The organism is Enterococcus sp. DIV1059_2, assembly GCF_051713685.1.
In the GTDB taxonomy this organism is placed as follows: Bacteria; Bacillota; Bacilli; order Lactobacillales; family Enterococcaceae; genus Enterococcus_D; species Enterococcus_D casseliflavus.
The window spans coordinates 1,654,978-1,674,689 of record NZ_JBIOQK010000001.1; the positions used below are offsets into that span (position 1 = coordinate 1,654,978).

Annotated in this window: 20 protein-coding genes; 16 read left to right on the forward strand and 4 right to left on the reverse strand. The window is 41.9% G+C overall.

Features of this window, described 5'->3' with window-relative positions:
- Nucleotides 1-28 precede the first annotated feature (28 nt).
- Nucleotides 29-721 carry a transposase gene (locus IGI72_RS07630; RefSeq protein WP_438753124.1) on the forward strand — a complete coding sequence of 231 codons (693 nt, stop codon included), beginning with the start codon at nt 29-31 and terminating at the stop codon, nt 719-721.
- Nucleotides 722-756: 35 nt separating this feature from the next.
- Nucleotides 757-1,614, forward strand: a complete 858-nt coding sequence (locus IGI72_RS07635) for an IS3 family transposase (protein ID WP_240457400.1) — start codon at nt 757-759, stop codon at nt 1,612-1,614.
- A gap of 274 nt (nt 1,615-1,888) precedes the next feature.
- Here the strand turns inward: IGI72_RS07635 and IGI72_RS07640 are convergent, their stop codons facing one another.
- Both IGI72_RS07640 and IGI72_RS07645 read right to left on the reverse strand, forming a co-directional pair.
- A complete protein-coding gene (locus tag IGI72_RS07640) occupies nt 1,889-2,566 on the reverse strand; it encodes a response regulator transcription factor (RefSeq protein WP_016610236.1) in 678 nt (225 codons plus the stop codon).
- A gap of 18 nt (nt 2,567-2,584) precedes the next feature.
- Nucleotides 2,585-3,730 carry a sensor histidine kinase gene (locus IGI72_RS07645; protein WP_428214458.1) on the reverse strand — a complete coding sequence of 382 codons (1,146 nt, stop codon included), beginning with the start codon at nt 3,728-3,730 and terminating at the stop codon, nt 2,585-2,587.
- A gap of 244 nt (nt 3,731-3,974) precedes the next feature.
- Here IGI72_RS07645 and IGI72_RS07650 point away from each other — a divergent pair, with 244 nt between their 5' ends.
- The 4 genes from IGI72_RS07650 to IGI72_RS07665 are packed head-to-tail and all read left to right on the forward strand — an operon-like array spanning nt 3,975 to nt 7,635.
- Nucleotides 3,975-5,204 (forward strand): efflux RND transporter periplasmic adaptor subunit, encoded by a 1,230-nt coding sequence (locus IGI72_RS07650; RefSeq protein ID WP_428214457.1) that lies wholly within the window; start codon nt 3,975-3,977, stop codon nt 5,202-5,204.
- The gene (locus IGI72_RS07655; protein ID WP_086292217.1) at nt 5,188-5,862 is read left to right on the forward strand and encodes an ABC transporter ATP-binding protein; all 675 of its coding nucleotides are present in this window, start codon (nt 5,188-5,190) and stop codon (nt 5,860-5,862) included. Before IGI72_RS07650 ends, IGI72_RS07655 begins: the two co-directional genes overlap by 17 nt.
- A complete protein-coding gene (locus tag IGI72_RS07660) occupies nt 5,859-7,064 on the forward strand; it encodes an ABC transporter permease (RefSeq protein ID WP_428214456.1) in 1,206 nt (401 codons plus the stop codon). The genes IGI72_RS07655 and IGI72_RS07660 overlap by 4 nt, the downstream gene beginning before the upstream one ends.
- 16 nt (nt 7,065-7,080) lie before the next feature.
- Nucleotides 7,081-7,635 (forward strand): hypothetical protein, encoded by a 555-nt coding sequence (locus tag IGI72_RS07665; protein WP_428214455.1) that lies wholly within the window; start codon nt 7,081-7,083, stop codon nt 7,633-7,635.
- A 71-nt stretch (nt 7,636-7,706) separates the two neighbouring features.
- Here the strand turns inward: IGI72_RS07665 and rlmD are convergent, their stop codons facing one another.
- Nucleotides 7,707-9,083 (reverse strand): 23S rRNA (uracil(1939)-C(5))-methyltransferase RlmD, encoded by a 1,377-nt coding sequence (rlmD, locus tag IGI72_RS07670; protein WP_081117300.1) that lies wholly within the window; start codon nt 9,081-9,083, stop codon nt 7,707-7,709.
- 114 nt (nt 9,084-9,197) lie between these two features.
- Between rlmD and recX the strand changes: the two genes are divergently transcribed.
- The 4 genes from recX to IGI72_RS07690 all read left to right on the forward strand — a co-directional run bounded on the left by recX (nt 9,198) and on the right by IGI72_RS07690 (nt 12,886).
- Complete coding sequence (recX, locus tag IGI72_RS07675; RefSeq protein ID WP_213357066.1) at nt 9,198-9,992, forward strand: recombination regulator RecX; 795 nt, start codon at nt 9,198-9,200, stop codon at nt 9,990-9,992.
- Nucleotides 9,985-11,136 carry an A/G-specific adenine glycosylase gene (gene mutY, locus IGI72_RS07680; protein ID WP_428214453.1) on the forward strand — a complete coding sequence of 384 codons (1,152 nt, stop codon included), beginning with the start codon at nt 9,985-9,987 and terminating at the stop codon, nt 11,134-11,136. The genes recX and mutY overlap by 8 nt, the downstream gene beginning before the upstream one ends.
- Before the next feature lie 93 nt (nt 11,137-11,229).
- Nucleotides 11,230-11,763: a nucleoside tri-diphosphate phosphatase gene (gene ntdP / locus IGI72_RS07685; protein WP_005225863.1), complete on the forward strand. Its 534-nt coding sequence runs from the start codon at nt 11,230-11,232 to the stop codon at nt 11,761-11,763.
- Between the two features lie 160 nt (nt 11,764-11,923).
- Entirely contained in the window at nt 11,924-12,886 is a 963-nt protein-coding gene (locus IGI72_RS07690) for an N-acetylmuramoyl-L-alanine amidase (protein WP_142968362.1), read from the forward strand.
- A gap of 67 nt (nt 12,887-12,953) precedes the next feature.
- On the opposite strand, the gene IGI72_RS07695 is transcribed toward IGI72_RS07690, so the two are convergent.
- Nucleotides 12,954-13,388, reverse strand: coding sequence for a GNAT family N-acetyltransferase (locus IGI72_RS07695; RefSeq protein ID WP_016610225.1), 435 nt, complete (start codon nt 13,386-13,388; stop codon nt 12,954-12,956).
- Nucleotides 13,389-13,531: 143 nt separating this feature from the next.
- Between IGI72_RS07695 and IGI72_RS07700 the strand changes: the two genes are divergently transcribed.
- The 6 genes from IGI72_RS07700 (at nt 13,532) to IGI72_RS07725 (ending at nt 19,605) form a co-directional block, all read left to right on the forward strand.
- Nucleotides 13,532-14,647, forward strand: a complete 1,116-nt coding sequence (locus IGI72_RS07700; RefSeq protein ID WP_010748066.1) for an AI-2E family transporter — start codon at nt 13,532-13,534, stop codon at nt 14,645-14,647.
- Nucleotides 14,648-14,759: 112 nt separating this feature from the next.
- Nucleotides 14,760-16,136 (forward strand): hemolysin family protein, encoded by a 1,377-nt coding sequence (locus IGI72_RS07705; RefSeq protein ID WP_005225867.1) that lies wholly within the window; start codon nt 14,760-14,762, stop codon nt 16,134-16,136.
- A 239-nt stretch (nt 16,137-16,375) separates the two neighbouring features.
- On the forward strand, nt 16,376-17,392 hold the full coding sequence (locus tag IGI72_RS07710) for a lipoate--protein ligase (protein WP_074934723.1): 1,017 nt from the start codon (nt 16,376-16,378) through the stop codon (nt 17,390-17,392).
- Between the two features lie 11 nt (nt 17,393-17,403).
- A complete protein-coding gene (locus tag IGI72_RS07715) occupies nt 17,404-18,129 on the forward strand; it encodes a methionine ABC transporter ATP-binding protein (protein WP_121261588.1) in 726 nt (241 codons plus the stop codon).
- A complete protein-coding gene (locus IGI72_RS07720; protein ID WP_010748069.1) occupies nt 18,116-18,784 on the forward strand; it encodes a methionine ABC transporter permease in 669 nt (222 codons plus the stop codon). The genes IGI72_RS07715 and IGI72_RS07720 overlap by 14 nt, the downstream gene beginning before the upstream one ends.
- A 5-nt stretch (nt 18,785-18,789) precedes the next feature.
- Entirely contained in the window at nt 18,790-19,605 is an 816-nt protein-coding gene (locus IGI72_RS07725) for a MetQ/NlpA family ABC transporter substrate-binding protein (protein ID WP_428214450.1), read from the forward strand.
- The last annotated feature ends 107 nt before the right edge of the window (nt 19,606-19,712 follow it).

Below are 19,712 nucleotides of genomic sequence, written 5' to 3' on the forward strand. Positions count from 1 at the left end.
TAAAGTGGCTTATATAGGGGGAGTTTGTATGTCTAGAGGAAAAATGAAATTAAGTTCAGAAGAACGGCTAGCTTTTGTAGAAAGAGCTTTAAAAAATGAAGCTAGCATAAACAGCCTGGCCAAAGAAGCACAAGTAAGTTTCAGTACGATAGAAAGGTGGATCACTCTTTATGAGAATGAAGGACCCACAGGTTTACTCCCTACAAAAAGGAATCAATCATACTCAACAGAGTTGAAACTGAATGCGGTCCATGATTATTTAGCTGGAACACATGGTAGCTTAAGAGCTGTCGCCAAGAAATACGGGCTTCGTAACAAAAAACAATTAGAAGACTGGTTAAAGATATATAATACTCATAGAAACTTCAAATCAGAAAGTGGTGGAAGTAGAATGAGTAAATCCAGAAAAACAACATTGAATGAACGAATTAAAATTGTGCATGACTGTATTATCAACGGTCGAGACTATGGGAAAACCGCAATTCAGTACCAAGTCTCTTACCAAAAAGTTCGGAACTGGGTGTTGAAATACGACGAGATGGGAGAAAAAGGCTTAGAAGACCGTCGAGGGCAACGAGCGGGAAGTAAACCTGCCAGAACACCCGAAGAAGAAATGCGCGATAAACTGGCTCAACAAGAACGACGGATCAAGTTGCTTGAAATGGAAAATGACCTGTTAAAAAAAGTCAGCGAGTTAGAAAGGAGGCGGGATTTGAATTAGTTCGTCATACGTTTGAATACCAATCGATCAAAGAGCTGCACGAGACAAAAAGCTATCCAATTAACACCATGTGTACCCTGCTCCATGTCACAAGATCGGCCTATTATCGTTGGTTAAAAAATCCCAAACTGCCTGAAGTGGTATTGAATGAACAGTTGGCAGACCTTGTTCGTTATATTTATGAAGCAGACAACGATAAAGGATATCGCAGAATCTGTGAAGATCTCGTGAATGATTATGGCTTTCAAGTGAATGACAAGCGTATTCTTCGAATCTGTCGCAAACTTCAAATCCAATCAACCATCAAGCATTCAGGCAATAGTATCACTAAGGCATCCAAGACTCCGTATCATATTGCGAAAAATTATTTGAATCGAAAGTTCTATGCGGATCAACCGAATCAAAAATGGCTAACAGATGTGAGTGAATTCAAGTATTATGAAGGGGCCGAAGTGAAGAAAATCTATTTGAGCGCTATTCTCGATCTCGCCGATCGTCGCATTGTTTCATTTGTCATCAGCGACAAAAATGACAATAAATTAGTCTTTGATACCTTCGATCAAGCAGTCGCCGCCGAGCCAACCGCTCATCCGCTATTTCATAGCGATCGCGGATTTCAATATACAAGTAAAGTTTTTTGCACAAAGCTAAAGAAAGCGAAAATGAAGCAGAGTATGTCTCGTGTCGCCCGTTGTACCGATAATGGTCCAATGGAAGGCTTCTGGGGAATGCTTAAGCGAGAAAAATATTATCGGCGAAAGTTTATCAGTAGAGAAAGTCTCGTTGAAATGATCGAGAAATACATGAACTATTACAACAATGGTCGCTATCAACGATGTTTGAAGAGCAAAACACCGATCCAAGTTCATCAAGAATTATTAATGGCAGCTTAATCACTCCCCCTCTTGGACAAGCGAATAGAATAAATCCGCTTAACCAAGAAGGAGGCCAGTCGAGCAAAGTTGAGGTTAAACAAAGTAAAAAACATAAAAACTGCCTACCGAATTTCGGTAGACAGTCGTCAAAATAATTTTATTCTATTTCATTGTCCACTTGACGGGGAGCCCAGCAGAATCAGTTCTGGCTTTTTTCTATGTTTCTCGATTTACTTGTGTTCAGTCCCAAGAAAACCGTCCTTTTCGTACAATGAAAGGACGGTTTTTGGTGTTAAATTTTATAGCCGATCCCCCAAACGGTTTTGATATAAGAGGACTTCTTATGGGTATCGTGCATTTTTTCCCGAAGGTTTCGAACGTGGACCATGATGGTATTATTGGAAGACGTGTAATATTTTTCGCCCCAAACCTCTTGAAACATTTCCTCAGAGCTTACCACTTGGCCTTTTCGCTCCATCAATAATTTTAAAATGGAAAATTCGATCGGCGTCAGGGAAAGTTCTTCTTCTTGCAAGAAACATTTTCGCTTATTGACATCTAATTCCAACTCCCTCACGATCAATTTGTTTTGATCTGAGCCGTTGTATTGAGTCGAGCGGCGTATCTGAGCTTTCACCCGAGCGATCACTTCCAACGGACGAAAGGGCTTGGTGATGTAATCATCGGCACCAATTGTCAAACCAGTGATCTTATCGATCTCCTCGGATTTAGCTGTCAACATAATAATTGGGTAATGATGCTTTTTGCGGATGATTTTACACAGGTCAAAGCCTGTGATATCTGGCAGCATGACATCAAGAATCGCCAAAGAAAAGCTGTTTTGCTCGATCTGTACCTGAGCTTCATTCCCATCTGCACAAGTGATGACAGAAAAATTTTCGTTTCGTAAATAAAAGGCAATCAAATCTGAAATTTCTTTTTCATCTTCAACTAAAAGTATCTTTTCCACTCGTATTGACCTTCCTTTTCAGTTAACTGACTTTCTAGTTTTTTCATGTTGATTTGTCGCTAAAGGCAATGTGACGATCATTTGAATCTCATTGTTCTTGCTAGCAGCTCGGATCGTTCCCTGATGGGCCAAAATAATTTCTTTGGCGATCGCCAATCCGAGACCTGCTCCACCTGTCTTGGTTGAACGAGCTTGATCCAGACGATAAAATTTTTCAAATAATGCCTCCATTTGTTCTTGTTCGATCGGCTCACTTTGATTCGCTAGGATAAAAGTTGCTGCTTGTTCGTCCATGGTTAGCTGCATTGTGATCGTGGTTTGATCAGGCGCATAGGCAATGGCATTTTTTAACAGATTGTTTAACACTCGCGCCAACTGTTCACTATCGGCTTTTAATTTCAAGCTCTCTGGTCCAGAGTAGCAGATGGTTTGTTCTTTTTCTTTCAGCAGCGGATAGAATTCTTCTTGGATTTGCTTCAGTAAGAAGACGAAATCAAGTTCCCGTTGATACAATTGGATGTCTTGCAGATTAAAACGGGTGATGTCGAAAAATTCATTCATCAGCGTTTCCAAACGCTCAGACTTTTCTAAAGCAATCGTCAAGGATTGCGTCATTTGTTCATTGGTCAAGTTTTTCGTATCCAACAATAGGTTGAGATAGCCGATCACTGAAGCTAAGGGAGTCTTTAAGTCATGCGCCAAATAGGTGATCAAGTCCTTGGTGCGCTGTGTTTCTTCCTTTAAAAGAGCCTCATTGCGGTTCATCGAATCTTTTATTTTTAATAATTCATGATCGATCGCTAGGCTGCCCGTCGAACTTGCTTCCGATTGAGAGAAAAAGAGCTGAATTCCTTCGGCGATCCTTGCAATTTTTTTCCTTGAAACATAACGATAGATAAAATAGCAAATCAAGGTAACGGCAAAAACGAGAAAGAGGGAGAATGCCAAGAACAATTGTTTAACAGGGCGCCAGTCGACAAATGTACCAAGGATCATCCCGCCTTCGCCATCACTTGATTCCACAACTTCCTGTAAAACGAGGTTTGAAAAAAAATTATCCAGCACCATTTGAATGAGTCTCGTTTCCTTTAATAGCCATAAGGCTCCTACCAATAAGAAGAAGCCAACCAGAAAAAAGACAAATGAAGAATATTTACTACGCATGAAACAGTCCTTTCTAACTCGTTCTTGATTCTTTCTTGATTATAGCAAAGAGGAGTAAGAGCGAATAGCTAATTCTTCTTAAGAATTCTTCATATTAATAAAAAAAGAATGGAAAAATTCTATTTTCTTAAGAAATCTTCAGCGGATATTAAGAGAAACGTTCAAAACGTAAATTGATTCAATGGTTAAATAAAGGTGGTCATTCGATTAACCAATCAGGAAGGTGAGATGTTTGAGAAAGCATATGAACAAATCAAAAAAGAGTTTCATGATCATCAGTAGTTTACTGATCATCGGCAGTTTAGGCTGGACGAGTGCCTGGGGGATTGCTCGTCGTGAAGAACCTTCCATCACTCAAATAACTTTGCAAGATCTGCAACCGAGAGCAGATTTTTACTTAGTAGGAGTCGTTGAACCAGCAAGAACGGTTGAAGTCAAGGTGGATAGCTCAAGAGGATCAGTTGTTGAGAAAAAAGTAGAGGCAGGGGATCAAGTCAAAGCAGGGCAAGCTCTTTTTGTTTACTCTAACCCTGAGGGGGCTTTGGCCATTAAAGAAGCAGAACAGGCGACGGCAAATCGCTCGAGAGCTGTGGAACAAGCAAGACGGCAAACGAATCAAAAATGGGAACAATACAATAAGGTCACGAATCAGCTGGAGGAGACGAAACAAAAAATTGCCAGTGCGGAAGAAGAGGACAAAGAAGGGCTGGAAGATCGTAAAACCGATTTGGAAATGCAGCAAAGTCAATTACTGCTAGAAGCGCAAAACTTGGAAAGCAGCATTGGCGATGCCGAATTAGAGCTGGAACGGGCAGAATTAGAACTACGTTCAGTCAAAGAGCAACATGGCTCAGACGTCGTGGAAGCCGAAATTGATGGAATCGTTAAAGACGTGGACGAGCGACAAATGAATCGAAGCGCAAGTGAAGCGGCCCCAGAGAATCCTTTTATGACGATCGTTGATACCAGTCGGCTCTTTTTAAAAGGGACTGTGGATGAATTTCGCCGCAATCAACTTGAGCCTGGTCAAAAGGTTGAACTTAGAGACCGTAATGGCGGCAGTCAGCGATGGACTGGAAAGATCACCCGAGTTGGTGATATGAAAGAGCCTTCGGTAGTGGTTGAAGAACAAGGCGCAAACCCCAATTTGTCGCAATTTAGTTTTGAGGTCGTTTTGGATGAAAGTGAAGAGCCACCTAGTATTGGCATCCATTGTTTTGTAGAACGCATTGAGGAAGAGCAAACCGCGATCAAGCTGCCCAAATCTTTCGTGTTTTATGAAGAAGATAGGCCCTTCATCTACGTCGTTGAGGACCATAAAATCAGTAAACTATCCGTGGAAATCATGGAAGATGAAACGGATGATGCCATGTATCTGTTAGAAAGTGAACTGGATATGCAAGTGGCGCTCGTCTTCCCAACAGTTCGGATCCAAGAAGGAATGGATGTGAGACCAAATGATCCAACTGATTGATGTCTGCAAAACGTTCCCACAGGGCACTAGTGAGATTCACGTTTTGAAAAAAATCAACTTAACAATCAATGCTGGCGAGTTTGTTTCCATCATGGGCCGATCAGGATCAGGCAAGTCGACCTTGATGAATATTATTGGCTGTTTAGACACGCCAACAACGGGCAGCTATCTACTTGATGGTAAAAATACCAGTCAAATGAGTGAAGATGAACTGTCCGAAATCCGCAATCAAAAAATCGGCTTCGTGTTTCAAAATTTTGAACTGTTGCCCAAACTATCCGTTTTACAAAATGCTGCCTTACCGCTCTTGTATGCTGGTGTCAATCAGGAAGAACGAACGACTCGAGCAATTCACGCCTTAGAAAGTGTCGGATTGAGGGATCGGATCGATTTTAGGATCAATCAGTTGTCAGGGGGGCAAAAACAACGAGTAGCGATCGCTCGGGCATTAGCAGGAGAAGCAAATGTGATTTTAGCAGATGAGCCGACAGGTTCTTTAGATACCGCTAATAGTCATGAGATCATGGCGCTATTTACTAAGCTGAATCATCTAGGAAAAACAGTGGTTTTGATTACCCACGAACAAGAAGTCGCGGACTATGCAAAGCGGCAAATCGTCATTAAAGATGGTGAAGTTGTTGAGGAGGGCACAAGATGACCGAAAATATTCGCTTAGCCATTCACGCAATCTACCAGCATCGTTTGCGTTCCTTGTTGACGATGCTAGGAATCATTGTCGGGATTGCCTCCATCATTTCCATTGTGAGTATCATCAACGGAAATACTGAGAACATGAAAAAGCAGCTGATTGGTGGTGATACTAACGCGATGCGGATTGAATATGACGCCAGAAGTGCTTTTTTAGCGGGCGAAAGCGGCAGAAATGATCGTTTGCCTGATTATGCCCCGCAACTATCAGAAGGAGAGCTGCAAAAGTTGCTGACCATTGATCACGCCAAGAACGTTAGCTTGTTCTATGAAGCCAATCTGACAGTTTTCCAAAGAGACCAGCAAACCGATACGACAGTGCTAGGCATGGATGGCGGGTTCTTTGAAATTTTGCCCCATACGATCCTTGCTGGCAGAGCAATGACTGAAACCGAATTGCAGACACAAAAGCAAGTTGCGGTGATTACGAAAGATTTGGCGGAAATTTTTTTCTCCTATCGTGATCCTATCAATCAACTGATCGAAATCAATGGGACGCCCTTTCGCATCGTTGGCGTAGCTGTTTCTGACACGGAGCAACTGTCAGGGAAATATGTCTTCATCCCTCGAGGCAGCCAAAGTTTCGTCGAAGGAAAGCTCAACCAAAGGCCAACAGTGCTGTTTCAGGCAACGAATGCGGACGTCTTAGAATCAGCAGTCGTTCAAGCCAGCCATGAATTGACCAAGAGTATTCCGCCTTCAGATTTTGTTTTTTCCATCCGCAACTATGATGAAGTGCAGAAAATGACCGATGATATCAATCGATCGAATATGATTTTACTGGGGGGGATTGCTAGCATTTCCTTACTCGTCGGTGGGATCGGTGTAATGAATACGATGCTGGTCAGTGTGACAGAGCGTACCAGAGAGATCGGTTTGAAGAAAGCATTGGGTGCCAAACGTAAAGTGATTTTGCAGCAATTTTTGACAGAAGCAATCGTTTTATCGGTGATCGGCGGGCTGATTGGCATCATCGTCGGTCTGTTGATCAGTCTGATCGCCTTGCGTCTGTTAGAGTATCCGATGACAATCTCATTGTTATCCATTTTGATCAGTGTGTCATTTTCAATGCTGATCGGTACTATTTTTGGTTACTTACCCGCTTATAAAGCGTCGAAATTAAAACCGATCGAAGCATTACGCTATGAATAAAAGGAAGGTGTTTTTTATGATAAAAAAACAAACAGCAATTATCTTGTTTGTGGCATTACTTAGTGGTTGTGGTGTTGCTGCGAATGACCCACAGACAAACAACGACAACGTACCGATCAACAACCAAATCAATACGCCGCAAACGCAAACAAGTCAAAGTGGAGACGAGACCCAAAATAATCACGATCAAACCGATCAGACAAAAGCGCAACAAGTGACTCAGACTGATGCAGAGCGAGCGAATGAGGAATTGGCACAAGCAGATGAAACAGGCACACTCATTCTTATTGATGGTGATCGTTTTGAGATGGAATTGACGAACATTTCTCAAGGAACAGGGGAAGACGGCGAAGTCTTTGATATGGCGATCGCATCTGAGGAAAGATTATCCTTTACGATTACTAGCGAGACTGAGATAAAAGTAATTCTATATGATGTACAATCGCATAATTCTCGAATCGTGGAGGGGTCACGTGCGGATCTGCAGCTTGAACGATCGGTAAGTCTTTATGGGCAGCGAGTAGGGGACACCTTTATTGCCACGAAAGTCCTCGTCTTACAAATCAATTAATCGTTATGCTTAAAAGACAACGAAAACAATATTCGCCTGACAAATCACAAGATGATTTGTCAGGCGAATGATTATTTGCGAGTCAATTTTACCACTACTTCGCAGCGGGCGGTTTGTGGAAACATATCTACTGATTGCAGATATTCTACGTGAAACACTTTGGCTAATTGGACCAAGTCTCTTGCTAAAGTAGAAACATTACAAGATATATAGACCATCTTCTTCGGTGGTTGTTTCAGCAAAGCTTGCAATAATCGTTCATCCAAGCCTGTCCTTGGCGGATCAACAATGATGCTATCAGGTTTGAAGCCTTCATTGAACCATTTTGGTAAGAGCTCCTCAGCAGTTCCCGTTTCATAATGGGTATTTTGGGCACCAATGCGGCGTGCATTTTCTTGGGCATTTTCAATTGCTTGAGGAATAATGTCCATGCCGCGGACTTCTTTGGCATAAGGAGCCACGCTCAACCCAATCGTTCCCACACCGCAATAGGCATCAACGACTGTTTCATTTTTGCTCAAGTCAAGGGCTTTTAACCCTTCTTGATACAAGATGCTGGTTTGCTGTGGATTCAGCTGGAAGAATGCGCGGGCGGACAAGTCGAAGGTCAGTTCATTCAACCGTTCTTCAATCGCTTCTTTGCCCCAAAGATGAATCGTTTCCTCTCCCATGACGACGGACGTTTTTTTGTTTTGCACATTTTGCATGATGGAAACGACTTGCGGCAAGCGCTGATTGATTTCGCGAATCAGCGCATTTTTTTGCGGCAGTTTGACAGAGTTGGTAATAAACACGACTTGAACTTCGCCAGTCGCGATCCCGATACGAACCATCAATGTCCGTAGAATCCCGCTGTTCTTGCGTTCATCGTAAATCGGGATCTGGTATTTATTCAACAATTGGACGATGCCGTTGATCACTTTTTGCGTATCTTGTTCTTGTACGAGGCAATCATCAATGGCGACTAAGCGATGAGACTCCATTTCGTATAAACCCGCTTCGATTCGTTTGGTTTGACTGTTGTAACGCAATTGAAATTGTGCTTTGTTGCGGTAATGCCAAGGAACATCCATGCCTAAAGTATCCCTTAGTTCAAACTGTTGGTAGCCTTTTGGCTTAAATTTTTCAAGTGCTTGTTTCAATAGGTCTTTTTTGAAGTCTAATTGTTTGTCGTAGACTAAGTGCTGCAATTGGCAGCCGCCGCACCGGTCGTAAAACTTGCAGGGTGGTTGGATGCGATCGCTGCTTGGCTTGATGATTTTGGTCATCTTAGCTTCAGCAAAGCGGGGAGATGCTTTGGTGACTTCGGCAATGACCTGTTCCCCCGGTAGAACACGGGGAACAAAGATGATCAACTTTTTGTAATACCCAATGCCTTCTCCGTTGATCCCCAAGCGTTTGATCGTTAGTTGTAGTTTTTGTCCAAGCTGGACTTGTGTATTTGCCATGTGAACTCCTTAAATAAAATAGTCAGTTCATTTTACCACATTTTTTCAGCTTGATTAGAAGGAATTTCATCGTAGTTGTGGTAAAATAGAATGTACGTTCGCGAGGTGAAGAAGATGAATACAATTATTCGTATCAATAAAGGAAAAGGACCATTTTATGAAGTGGCGACATCAGAAGGTGAAACGCTGCGGGTCTCAGAAGATCTTTTGGTCCGTTTTCGGCTATTAAAAGGCAAGGAACTGAGTGAAGAAGAATTAAAAGAAATCAAAAAAAGTGCGGGGTTTGATTTAGGATTGCAGCAAGCCATGAACTATATCAGCTATCAGCTGCGTTCTGAAATGGAAGTCCGTACCTATTTGAAAGACAAAGAAATCGAAAAACAAGACCGAGACTTAGTCGTTGAACGTCTGAAAGAGTTGAATTTGATCGATGACAAAAACTACGGAGAAAGCTACATTCGCACCCAAGTCCGCATGAGTGATAAAGGACCCGTGGTCATCAGTCAGCAATTGAGAAAAAAAGGATTAAAAGATTCCGTGATTCAGGAAGTATTGCCTTTGTATACCGAGGAAATGCAGTTTGAAGTCGGTTATCATACGGCTGAAAAAGCGATGCGTCGTTTTCACAACAAAAGCCATAAAGAAATGATCCAAAAGATAAAAATGCATTTGATGCAAAAAGGTTTTCATCAAGGAGTCATTCAGATGATTTTGGATGAATTACCGATGGAAAAAGATGAGGACCAAGAAAATGAAGCGCTCCAAAGAGAAGGGGCCCGACTTATGCGGCGGCATCAGCGGTTACCGTTGATGAAACGAAAAATGAAAATCAAGCAAGGCCTTTATCAAAAAGGGTTTGCCATCGATGATATACAACGATTCTTAGATGAGGAAGTAGTGGATGAGTAAGCAATGGGAAACTTGGGATGAAGAAAAAATCAAGACGTTCCAAGAAACATTTTTAACTTGGTATCATAAAGAAAAACGCAATCTGCCTTGGCGGGCGACCAACGATCCGTATGCAATCTGGATCTCAGAGATCATGCTTCAACAAACACGAGTGGAAACAGTGATTGGCTATTTCTATCGTTTTATGGAACAATTCCCGACGATCCAAGACTTGGCGGCAGCCGAAGAACAAAAGCTTTTAAAGGTTTGGGAAGGTTTAGGTTATTACTCTCGTGCCCGTAACCTTAAGGCTGCCGCCCAGCAAATCGTTGCCGAATTCGACGGAGAAATGCCCCAATCAATTGAAGAGATTCGCTCATTAAAAGGAATTGGTCCCTACACAGCTGGAGCGATTGGCAGTATTGCTTTTGGCTTGCCAGAACCGGCAATCGATGGAAATGTGATGCGGGTCGTCAGTCGGTTATTTTGTATCGAAGCAGATATTGCGAAAGCCAGCAGCCGAAGACCATTCGACGAGGCGATGAGAACGATCATTTCCCCCGATGAACCTGGTGAGTTTAATCAAGCCTTGATGGATCTTGGCTCACGAATCTGTACACCCACCACACCGAAATGTGAAGAGTGTCCCATCAGTCAGTATTGTCTTGCTTATGCGGAGAATCGACAAACAGACTTTCCAGTGAAATCGAAAAAAGCAAAGCCAAAAGATGTCTATTACATCGCAGGCGCCATCGAAGATCAAGGCTCGTTTATACTCGTGCAGCGACCTGAAACAGGCTTATTGGCTTCTATGTGGCATTTTCCTTTGGTGGAAGTGACGAAAGAACAGTACGAGGCTCTGCAGCGAACATGGGCAAAAGAGGAGCAGCTGCAGTTGGATTTGATTGCCGAAGATGATGCGCTCGAGATTTTTCCTGATCTGCCTGTCGTTTGGCAAAAACGACATTTTGGCGAAATCACTCATATCTTTAGTCATTTGAAATGGCACGTCCTTTTATTTTACGGCAGAAAACGTGGAGAGCTCACGTTACAAGACAGCGAATGGGCAGCAAAAGAATCCTTTCAAAACTATGTTTTCCCAAAACCCCAGCAGAAATTGGTGGATCAATTAAAGAAATATCAGAAACTCGATAAAGATTTCTAGGCAAAGCTTTCTTTTATTGCTATAATATTAACGATGTCGGTGTAATGAACACCCAAACAAAACGCAAGTTTTCTTGCTGAGGGAAGGGTTGCTATGCGAGTTCCAAAAGAAGGAGAGTTTGTCAGCATTCAAAGCTACAAACATGACGGCAATTTGCATCGAACGTGGCGGGATACGATGGTCTTAAAGACCAGTGAATTCTCAGTGATAGGGGTCAACGATCATACATTAGTGACCGAATCAGATGGAAGACGCTGGGTTACCCGTGAACCAGCAATTGTATATTTTCATAAAAAATACTGGTTTAATGTTATTGCAATGATTCGAGAAAAGGGGGTTTCCTATTATTGTAATCTTGCTTCACCGTATTTACTTGATGAAGAGGCATTGAAATATATCGATTATGACCTTGATATCAAAGTATTTCCTGATGGCGAGAAACGTTTACTAGATGTGGATGAGTATGAATTGCACAGTAAGATTATGCAATATCCGCAAGACATTGATTTTATCTTGAAAGAAAATGTCAAAATTTTAGTAGATTGGATCAATAATGGCAAAGGACCCTTTTCGCAAGGGTATGTGGACATTTGGTATGATCGCTACAAGCAGTTGTCTCAAAAATAAGTGAAATGGGTCGGATCGCTCATTTTTCCCGAGAAACTTCAACCATTTCGGTTGAAGTTTTTTTGTGCTGTGAGAGGGTTGCTTCTAGCAGTTGCCTTTAAGTTCTGTTTAAGCTGCTAGTCCCATGATAGAAAGACCAAGAAAAAAGTGGGGGAAGCAAATGAAGAAAAAAGGGAAGCTTGTTATCGGTACTACCATGATTCTACTTTTTGCGGCAGGTTTTGCTGTGTTGAGAAATGATCATTTTGTTCAAGAAGAGACCCAAGAAAGCACGGCTCAAACCGAGTCGGACGCTCAAGCAGAAGAGGTCGCACAAACGGCAAGCATGGTCCAAATTTACGTGGATCCCTCAGAATACGATGCAGCGATTGAAAGTGAGAACGATTATGTATCGATTTATCAGACAACAAGTCAAGAAACCGTCATCGGGAAGATCCACCGCGGAAGTTGGGCAACCGTACTTAGTCAAACAGAAGAGATGGTTGAAATCCAAACAGACGATGGAATAACGGGTTACATTGAAAAGCATTCTGCATCCATCCAAGAAGTTCCACTTTCGGAGACGCCGAAAAAATTGTCAGACTTTAAAGTCGTTCTTGATGCGGGGCACGGCGGCGAAGATTCTGGGGCACTGTCAACGGATCAAACGATCATGGAAAAAGATTTGACGTTAGCCACCGTCCAAACGATTGGCGAAGTACTGACCCAAGCGGGAATTCAAGTTAGTTATACACGCACCGAAGATCGCTATTTAGCGCTGTCTGAAATTACTGCAGCTTCACTCTCGGAGGAACCAGATCTATTTATCAGCATTCATTACGATAATTCAGAGCTACCAAATAGCATTCAAGGACTGACAACTTACTATTACTATACTGGGGCAAAAGAGATGGCAGAAACGATCACTTCCAGTTTGAGTAGTTCAGTGGCATTGAGTTCCAACGGCACTCGTTTTGGTAACTATTATGTTTTACGAGAGCAATATATTCCAGCAGTTTTGTTGGAGTTAGGCTATTTGAACAGTGACACTGATCTGGCAGTGATTACAAGTGAAGGCTATGATCAAAGGGTGGCGCAAGCGTTGCTGACAGCGATTGAAGAGATCGTTGAAGCAGAGGAATAAAAAGCAGCGACCACAAAACAGAGAAAGGATCTGTTTTGTGGTCGCTGTTTGAAGTAATCACTGCTCGTTAAAAGGTTTTGCTCATTTTGATATGGGGCATATCCGCGTCTAAAAAAACATCGCCTTCAGGCTGATAGCCTAACTTCAAGTAAAATTCTTTGGCAGTTAACTGTGCCCCTAACGTGACTTTTTTGATTCCTTGTTTTTGAATGAAAGCTTCCGCTCCCTCGATCAACTGCCTGCCGTAGCCTGATCCTCGATGAGCAGCTGGCACCGCCATTCGCTGTAATTTCACCTCATGATCAGAGATCGGTAAAAAACGTAAGGTTGCGACTGCTTCATTGTCATCGTCATATAAGACGAAATGAACAGCCAATGCCTCATTTTCATCTACTTCTAATGCTAATGGAACCCCTTGCTCTTTCACGAACACTTGATTTCGTATTTTCAATGACGCCAAATAGATCTCACTTAGCGTATCTTTTGTTTGTGCGATATGCATAAAAAAACTCACCTCAGCTATGATTTCTCCGTTATTTTTATTAGTATACCACTTTTTTTACAAATTTCTTTTTTTTGCGGCTAAAGTCGCAAGCTTTTTTTTACAAAATCAACTATAATGTTATAAAAAAGGGAGGGAATCTTTTGTTCGACAAATTCAAACAATCAAAACTGTTCTTTTGGTCATTGGAAGCATTGGTTTTAGTGACACTCGTGTTTGTGTTAAGTAAAGTCAATTTTCTATTTGCACCGATCGGCACGTTTTTTTCTACTTTATTTGCACCAGTATTGATTGCTGGCTTTCTGTATTATTTGCTAAATCCAATCGTCCTATTTTTGATGAAAACGACAAAAATAAAACGACTGTTTGCTGTCATATTGGTTCTATTGTTATTAGTAGCAGCAATCATCTTGATTTTCGTCAGCGTTATTCCTAATCTGGTGAGTCAGATTACTTCATTGGCGGAAAATATTCCAACATTTGCCAAAAATATGGAAAGCTGGATCTCAAGGATCGCAGATGATCCATTTTTCAAACAAATCGATATCGCGCAGCAGTTAGAAAACCTAAATCTTTCTTATGGTTCTTTGCTGCAGCAGTTTCTTAGTGGGTTATCCACTAGCTTAGGATCGATCGTCAGTACGATTGCTTCCGCGACGATGATCATCGTTACAGTCCCATTCATCCTTTTCTACATGTTGAAGGATGGAGAAAAGCTAGTTCCTAATCTAAAAACTGTCTTTCCAGAAAGAAGAAGAGACCAGATTGTTGGGTTGCTAGGTGACTTAAACAAGACTCTATCCAATTACATCAGTGGGCAAGCGATCGAATGTATTTTTGTCGCTACCTTCACGTTTATTGGGTACTGGATGATCGGCGTCAACTATGCCTTTCTTTTTGGGGTGATCGCAGGGGTCACAAACTTGATTCCTTATTTAGGTCCGTATCTTGGCTTGATTCCAGCAGTCTTAGTGACGGTGTTTGATGAACCGTTCCGCGCATTGCTGTGCTGTGTCGTGGTACTAGTCGTCCAACAATTAGATGGAAATGTTATCTACCCGAATGTGATCGGAAAATCATTAGCGATCCATCCATTAACGATCATCTTGGTTTTATTGGTCGCTGGAAATCTGGCAGGTTTGCTGGGAATTTTCTTAGGAGTACCGTTTTACGCAATTTGTCGGACGATCGTGGTCTTTATTGTTCGTCTGATCAAAGATGACAAAATCAAGAAAAATCAAGAACGGCTGATCGAGTAATCAATGACTGGTGTTTTTTATTGCAAAGAAAAAAACTTTGTGATAGGATTTTATCGTGGGCTAAGCCCACGATTTTTTTTAGAATATGAAAAAATAAGGAGAGAATGCTATTATGAATGCTGACCCCGAGAGTCAGTCGCTTCTAGCGCAAATTTTATTATTGATCGTTTTGACATTGATCAACGCTTTTCTAGCGGCCTCTGAGATCGCAGTCGTCTCAGTCAACAAAAACCGTGTGGAGCAAAAAGCGGAAGAAGGAAATGTCAAATCACAAAAATTATTGAAAATCATTGATAATCCAACAAATTTCTTGTCAACGATCCAAGTTGGGATTACCTTGGTGAATATCTTATCTGGGGCATCTCTGGCAGATACCTTGTCGACCCGTCTGGCACCTTTATTAGGTGGAGGAACGGCGGCTAAAAGCTTAGCGAACATTATCGTTTTAGCGATCTTGACCTATGTGTCGATCGTTTTCGGTGAGTTGTATCCAAAACGTATCGCCATGAACAAATCAGAAGAAGTTGCCCAGTTCACTTCTGGTGTGATTCGAACGATCGGGATTATTGCAAAGCCCTTTGTCTGGTTCTTATCTGCTTCAACAAGCTTATTGGCGCGGATCACTCCAATGGAATTTGACGATGAAGACACAAAGATGACCCGTGATGAAATGCGGTATATGTTGGAAACAGAAGGAGTCTTCGAAGAAGATGAATTAGAGATGCTGCAAGGGATCTTTTCATTAGATACGAAAGTCGCCCGTGAAGTCATGGTTCCTCGAACCTCTGCCTTTATGGTGGATATCAATGACTCAGTAGAAGAAATTTTGACTGAAATTTTAGCAGAAAATTATTCTCGTATTCCTGTATATAATGAAGATAAAGACAAAGTCGTTGGGATTTTGCATACCAAAAACCTTTTGAAATGTGCCTACAAATACGGCTTTGAAACAATGGACATCAAGCAGATCTTGCAAGAACCACTGTTTGTGCCAGAAACAGTCTTTATCGATGATTTGCTTTATGAATTAAAGAAAACCCAAAACCAAATGGCGATCTTGCTTGATGAATACGGCGGAGTCGTTGGGTTAGTTACGTTAGAAGACTTGCTTGAAGAAATCGTCGGTGAGATCGATGATGAATCCGATGAGGTCGAAGAGCTTTATGAAAAAATCTCTGATAAAGAATACGTGATCCAAGGTCGGATGCTGATCGATGATTTCAATGAAGCTTTCAATATGAGCTTGCATATGAGCGACGTCGATACGATGGCAGGCTACTTGATCACTGCTTTAGGAATGATTCCAGACGAAGGAGAGAAACTTTCCTTTGAAGTGGATAACGTGAAATTGATTTCTGAAGAAATGGAAGGATCACGTGTCTTGAAGATCCGTGTAATCTTCCATGATCCAGAAGAAGGCGAAGTGGAACCAGAAGAAGAACGCCGCTATTTCCGCAAAGATTTTGAGGAAGATGAGCCTCGCCGTTAAAGTTCCGCATGAATGAAATGAGAAAGTCCAAGGCAACTGCTTTGGTCTTTTTTGTTCCTTTTTTTTACTTATTCCCCTTGATTTGTTTGTAAGAAACGGTTACGATAAATCTAATCAATAATACAGTTTAAAAACAGATAAAAAAACATGTGTATCTTATCGTTAAGCAGTTTGATTGCAATTTTCCGTAAGAAAAGCGAGAATATCCATAGAAATCTAATGAGAACGAGGGGCTTGAAATGAAATTTTACCGTATGCTTAGTGATGATATCCGTTACAATTTGGCAACTGAAGAGTATTTAATGAATAACGTAGATGTTTCAGAACCTTGTCTTCTGTTATACATACAAAAACCATGTGTTATAATCGGCAGAAATCAAAATGCGTATCAAGAGATTGATTTTGACTATTTAAGGAGTCGCAATATCGTGTTGACTCGCAGGACATCTGGCGGTGGAGCAGTTTATGACGATCTAGGCAACATGAGCTTTAGTTTTGTCACCAAAAAAGATGCCACGAGTTTTGGTGACTACCAAAGTGCAACACAACCGATCATGAAAGGCTTAGCGGCAATGGGAGCCAAGGAGGTAGAAGTACATGGCCGCAATGATCTGTTCATTGATGGGAAAAAGTTTTCTGGCAATGCGATGTATACAAAAAAAGGTCGAACGTATTCTCATGGCACATTGATGTATGATGTGGATCTAGAAGAATTAACAAAAGTCCTACACGTTGCCCAAGAAAAAATTGCCTCTAAAGCAACGAAATCCGTACGGAAAAGTGTGACGAATATTAAACCGTATTTGGCAGAACAATACCAATCAATGGATACCAAGGCATTTCGAGACACACTCCTTTGCCGAATCTATGAAGTAGAATCGATTGATGAAATCAGTGAGCAAGAGATCGTCTTGACGGATGCGGATCGCCAAGCGATCCAAACGTTGTTTGAAGAACGTTACGCGAACAATGAGTGGATTTTTAATGAAGCGCCTGCTTTTGAATGGCAAAAAAGAAAGCGGTTTGCGCAGGTTGGGATCGTTGAAGTCGATTTTACTGTCAACAAAGGCAAGATTGCAGCGATTCAAATTACCGGTGATTTTTTTGGACAAAAAGAGATCAGTGAACTTGAAGCGATGCTACGAGGTATTGATTTTGAACAAAACACCATTAGCCGCTTGCTAAAGGATATTGCCATCGAGCAATTTATCCATCAGATGACTAACGCTGAATTTCTTGCGTTGCTGTTTGATTAGGAGGAAAAAAGATGCTAGAAGCGATCAACATCACAAAGCGTTACGATCGAAGCGTCCTAGATGGTCTCTCTTTTGCTGTTCAGCCGGGGGAAATTGTTGGGGTCGTCGGCAAAAGCGGCTCGGGGAAATCAACGTTGCTTCGGCTTTTGAACTTAATTGAGACACCTGACAGTGGGGAGCTGCTCTTTGATGGGAAACGAATCGATCCCTTAAACAAAAAGCAACTGCTACATGCGCAGCAGGAAATCGGCATGATTTTTCAAAATTACAATCTGCTACACAATCGAACCGTTTTTGAAAATGTCTATTTGCCCTTGAAGTTAATGGGGAAATCATCAAAGAAGGTGTTGGAGATGCTTTCATTTGTTGGGATGGAAGACAAAGCCGATATCTATCCGGCCAAGTTGAGCGGTGGGGAGAAACAACGAGTAGCTATCGCACGGGCGTTGATCCGTGAGCCGAAAATCCTGCTGTGTGACGAACCCACTAGTGCGCTGGATGAAGATACGAAAGCCGATGTACTTGCTTTACTGCAAAAAGTTCAACAGACGTTTCAGCCAGCAGTCATTTTCGTTAGTCATGAGCTAACCGCAGTCAGACAAATTTGTCAACGTGTGTTTGTATTGGAAGATGCCGTCTTTGCGGCGGAATTTGTCAATCATCCGCAGCCAATTGTCCGCAAAGAAAGCTCTTATGTGGACAAAGTGGAGAGGAGTTTGCTGCATGACGATCAGTGAGAGTATTTTGTATTATCTGCCTGAATTACTTCAGTCTTTGAAAGAAACAGCGATCATGATGGGGATTTCGATGCTCGCAGCCATTGTCTTAGGACTACCGCTAGGTGTCTGGCTCTTCCTTAGCCGCAGTCGTGGAAAAAAAATCTCATTTCTTTATGAGGGTTTGAATCTCGTTGTGACGATCATCCGCTCGTTTCCGTTTCTATTATTTGTCGTAGCCTTGATTCCACTGACGCGAATGCTTTTAGGCAGCTCATTTGGACCGATTCCCGCCAGTTTCCCTTTGAGTATCGTTGCTATGAGTATTTTTGCTCGCTTGACGGAGCAAGTACTGCTGGATGTCCCAGAAGAAGTTTCTTATTTGGCGAAATCCCTTGGCGTCAGTCAATGGCAATACGTTTGGTCGTTTTTACTAGTGGAAGCTAGAAGCGGCTTGATTTTATCTTTAACGACGACAGCAGTCAGTATGGTTTCTTATTCGACGGTGATGGGGATCGTCGGCGGTGGTGGTATCGGCGATTTTGCGATCCGCTATGGCTATCAACGCTATGAATATGGCGTCATGTATTTTGCAATTATCATCATGATTCTTTTGGTCTTTATCCTGCAAGGGATTGGCAATCAAGCAGCAAGAAAACTTGATAAACGAAAATAGGAGGAATGAAAGTGAAAAAAGGATTTGTTTTAGGATTGAGTGTATTGGCATTAGGTGTATTGGGGGCTTGCGGTACGGGTTCGGATGAGGTGAGCGAAGAGAAAATCATCAAGGTCGCTTCGCAAACGACGCCAATGACCGATGTCGTAAAAGTTGCAGCGGAAGCAGTGGAAGATGGCTGGGAAATCCAGTTGGTCCAAGTCAATGACAATATCCAGTACAATGAGCTGCTGAATAATGACGAGGTCGATGCCAACTTTGCGCAACATGAACCATATATGCAAATGTATAATGAAGAAAAAGATGCAAACCTAGTGGCGTTAGATAAAATCTACAACGCAAAAGTCGGTTTTTATTCCAAAGAGTATACGGATATCAATGATATTCCAGAAGGAACGAAAGTCGCATTGCCGAATGATGTGTCCAATGAAGGTCGAGCGTTAGCGATTTTAGCAGAAGAAGGATTGATCACTCTTAAAGAAGGCGTTGGTGTCAATGGAACACTTAAAGACGTTACCGAAAATCCGAAAAATTTTGAATGGTTATCTGTTGATTTACTGAATCTTGCGGAAGCCTATGATGAGCCGAATGTATCCTTGGTATACAACTACCCAACCTATATTGCGAAAATCGGTTTGAAACCAGCCGATGCCCTTTTCTTAGAAAAAACGATCGATGATCGCTTTGCTATCTCATTGGTTGCTCGAGAAGACAATCAAGATTCTGAAAAAATCGCCGTCTTGCGCCGTGCCATGACTAGCGATAAAGTTCGCGAATTTTTAGAAAACGACCATAGCGATACCTTATTGCCAGCATTTTAATTTATTTCTATCAAATGGAAAGAACGCCCTTTGCCTAACTCTGTAAAAGAGAGTAGTCGAAGGGGGTTCTTGTCTTTTTTTGCTTTTTTATCACCCTTATCCATGAT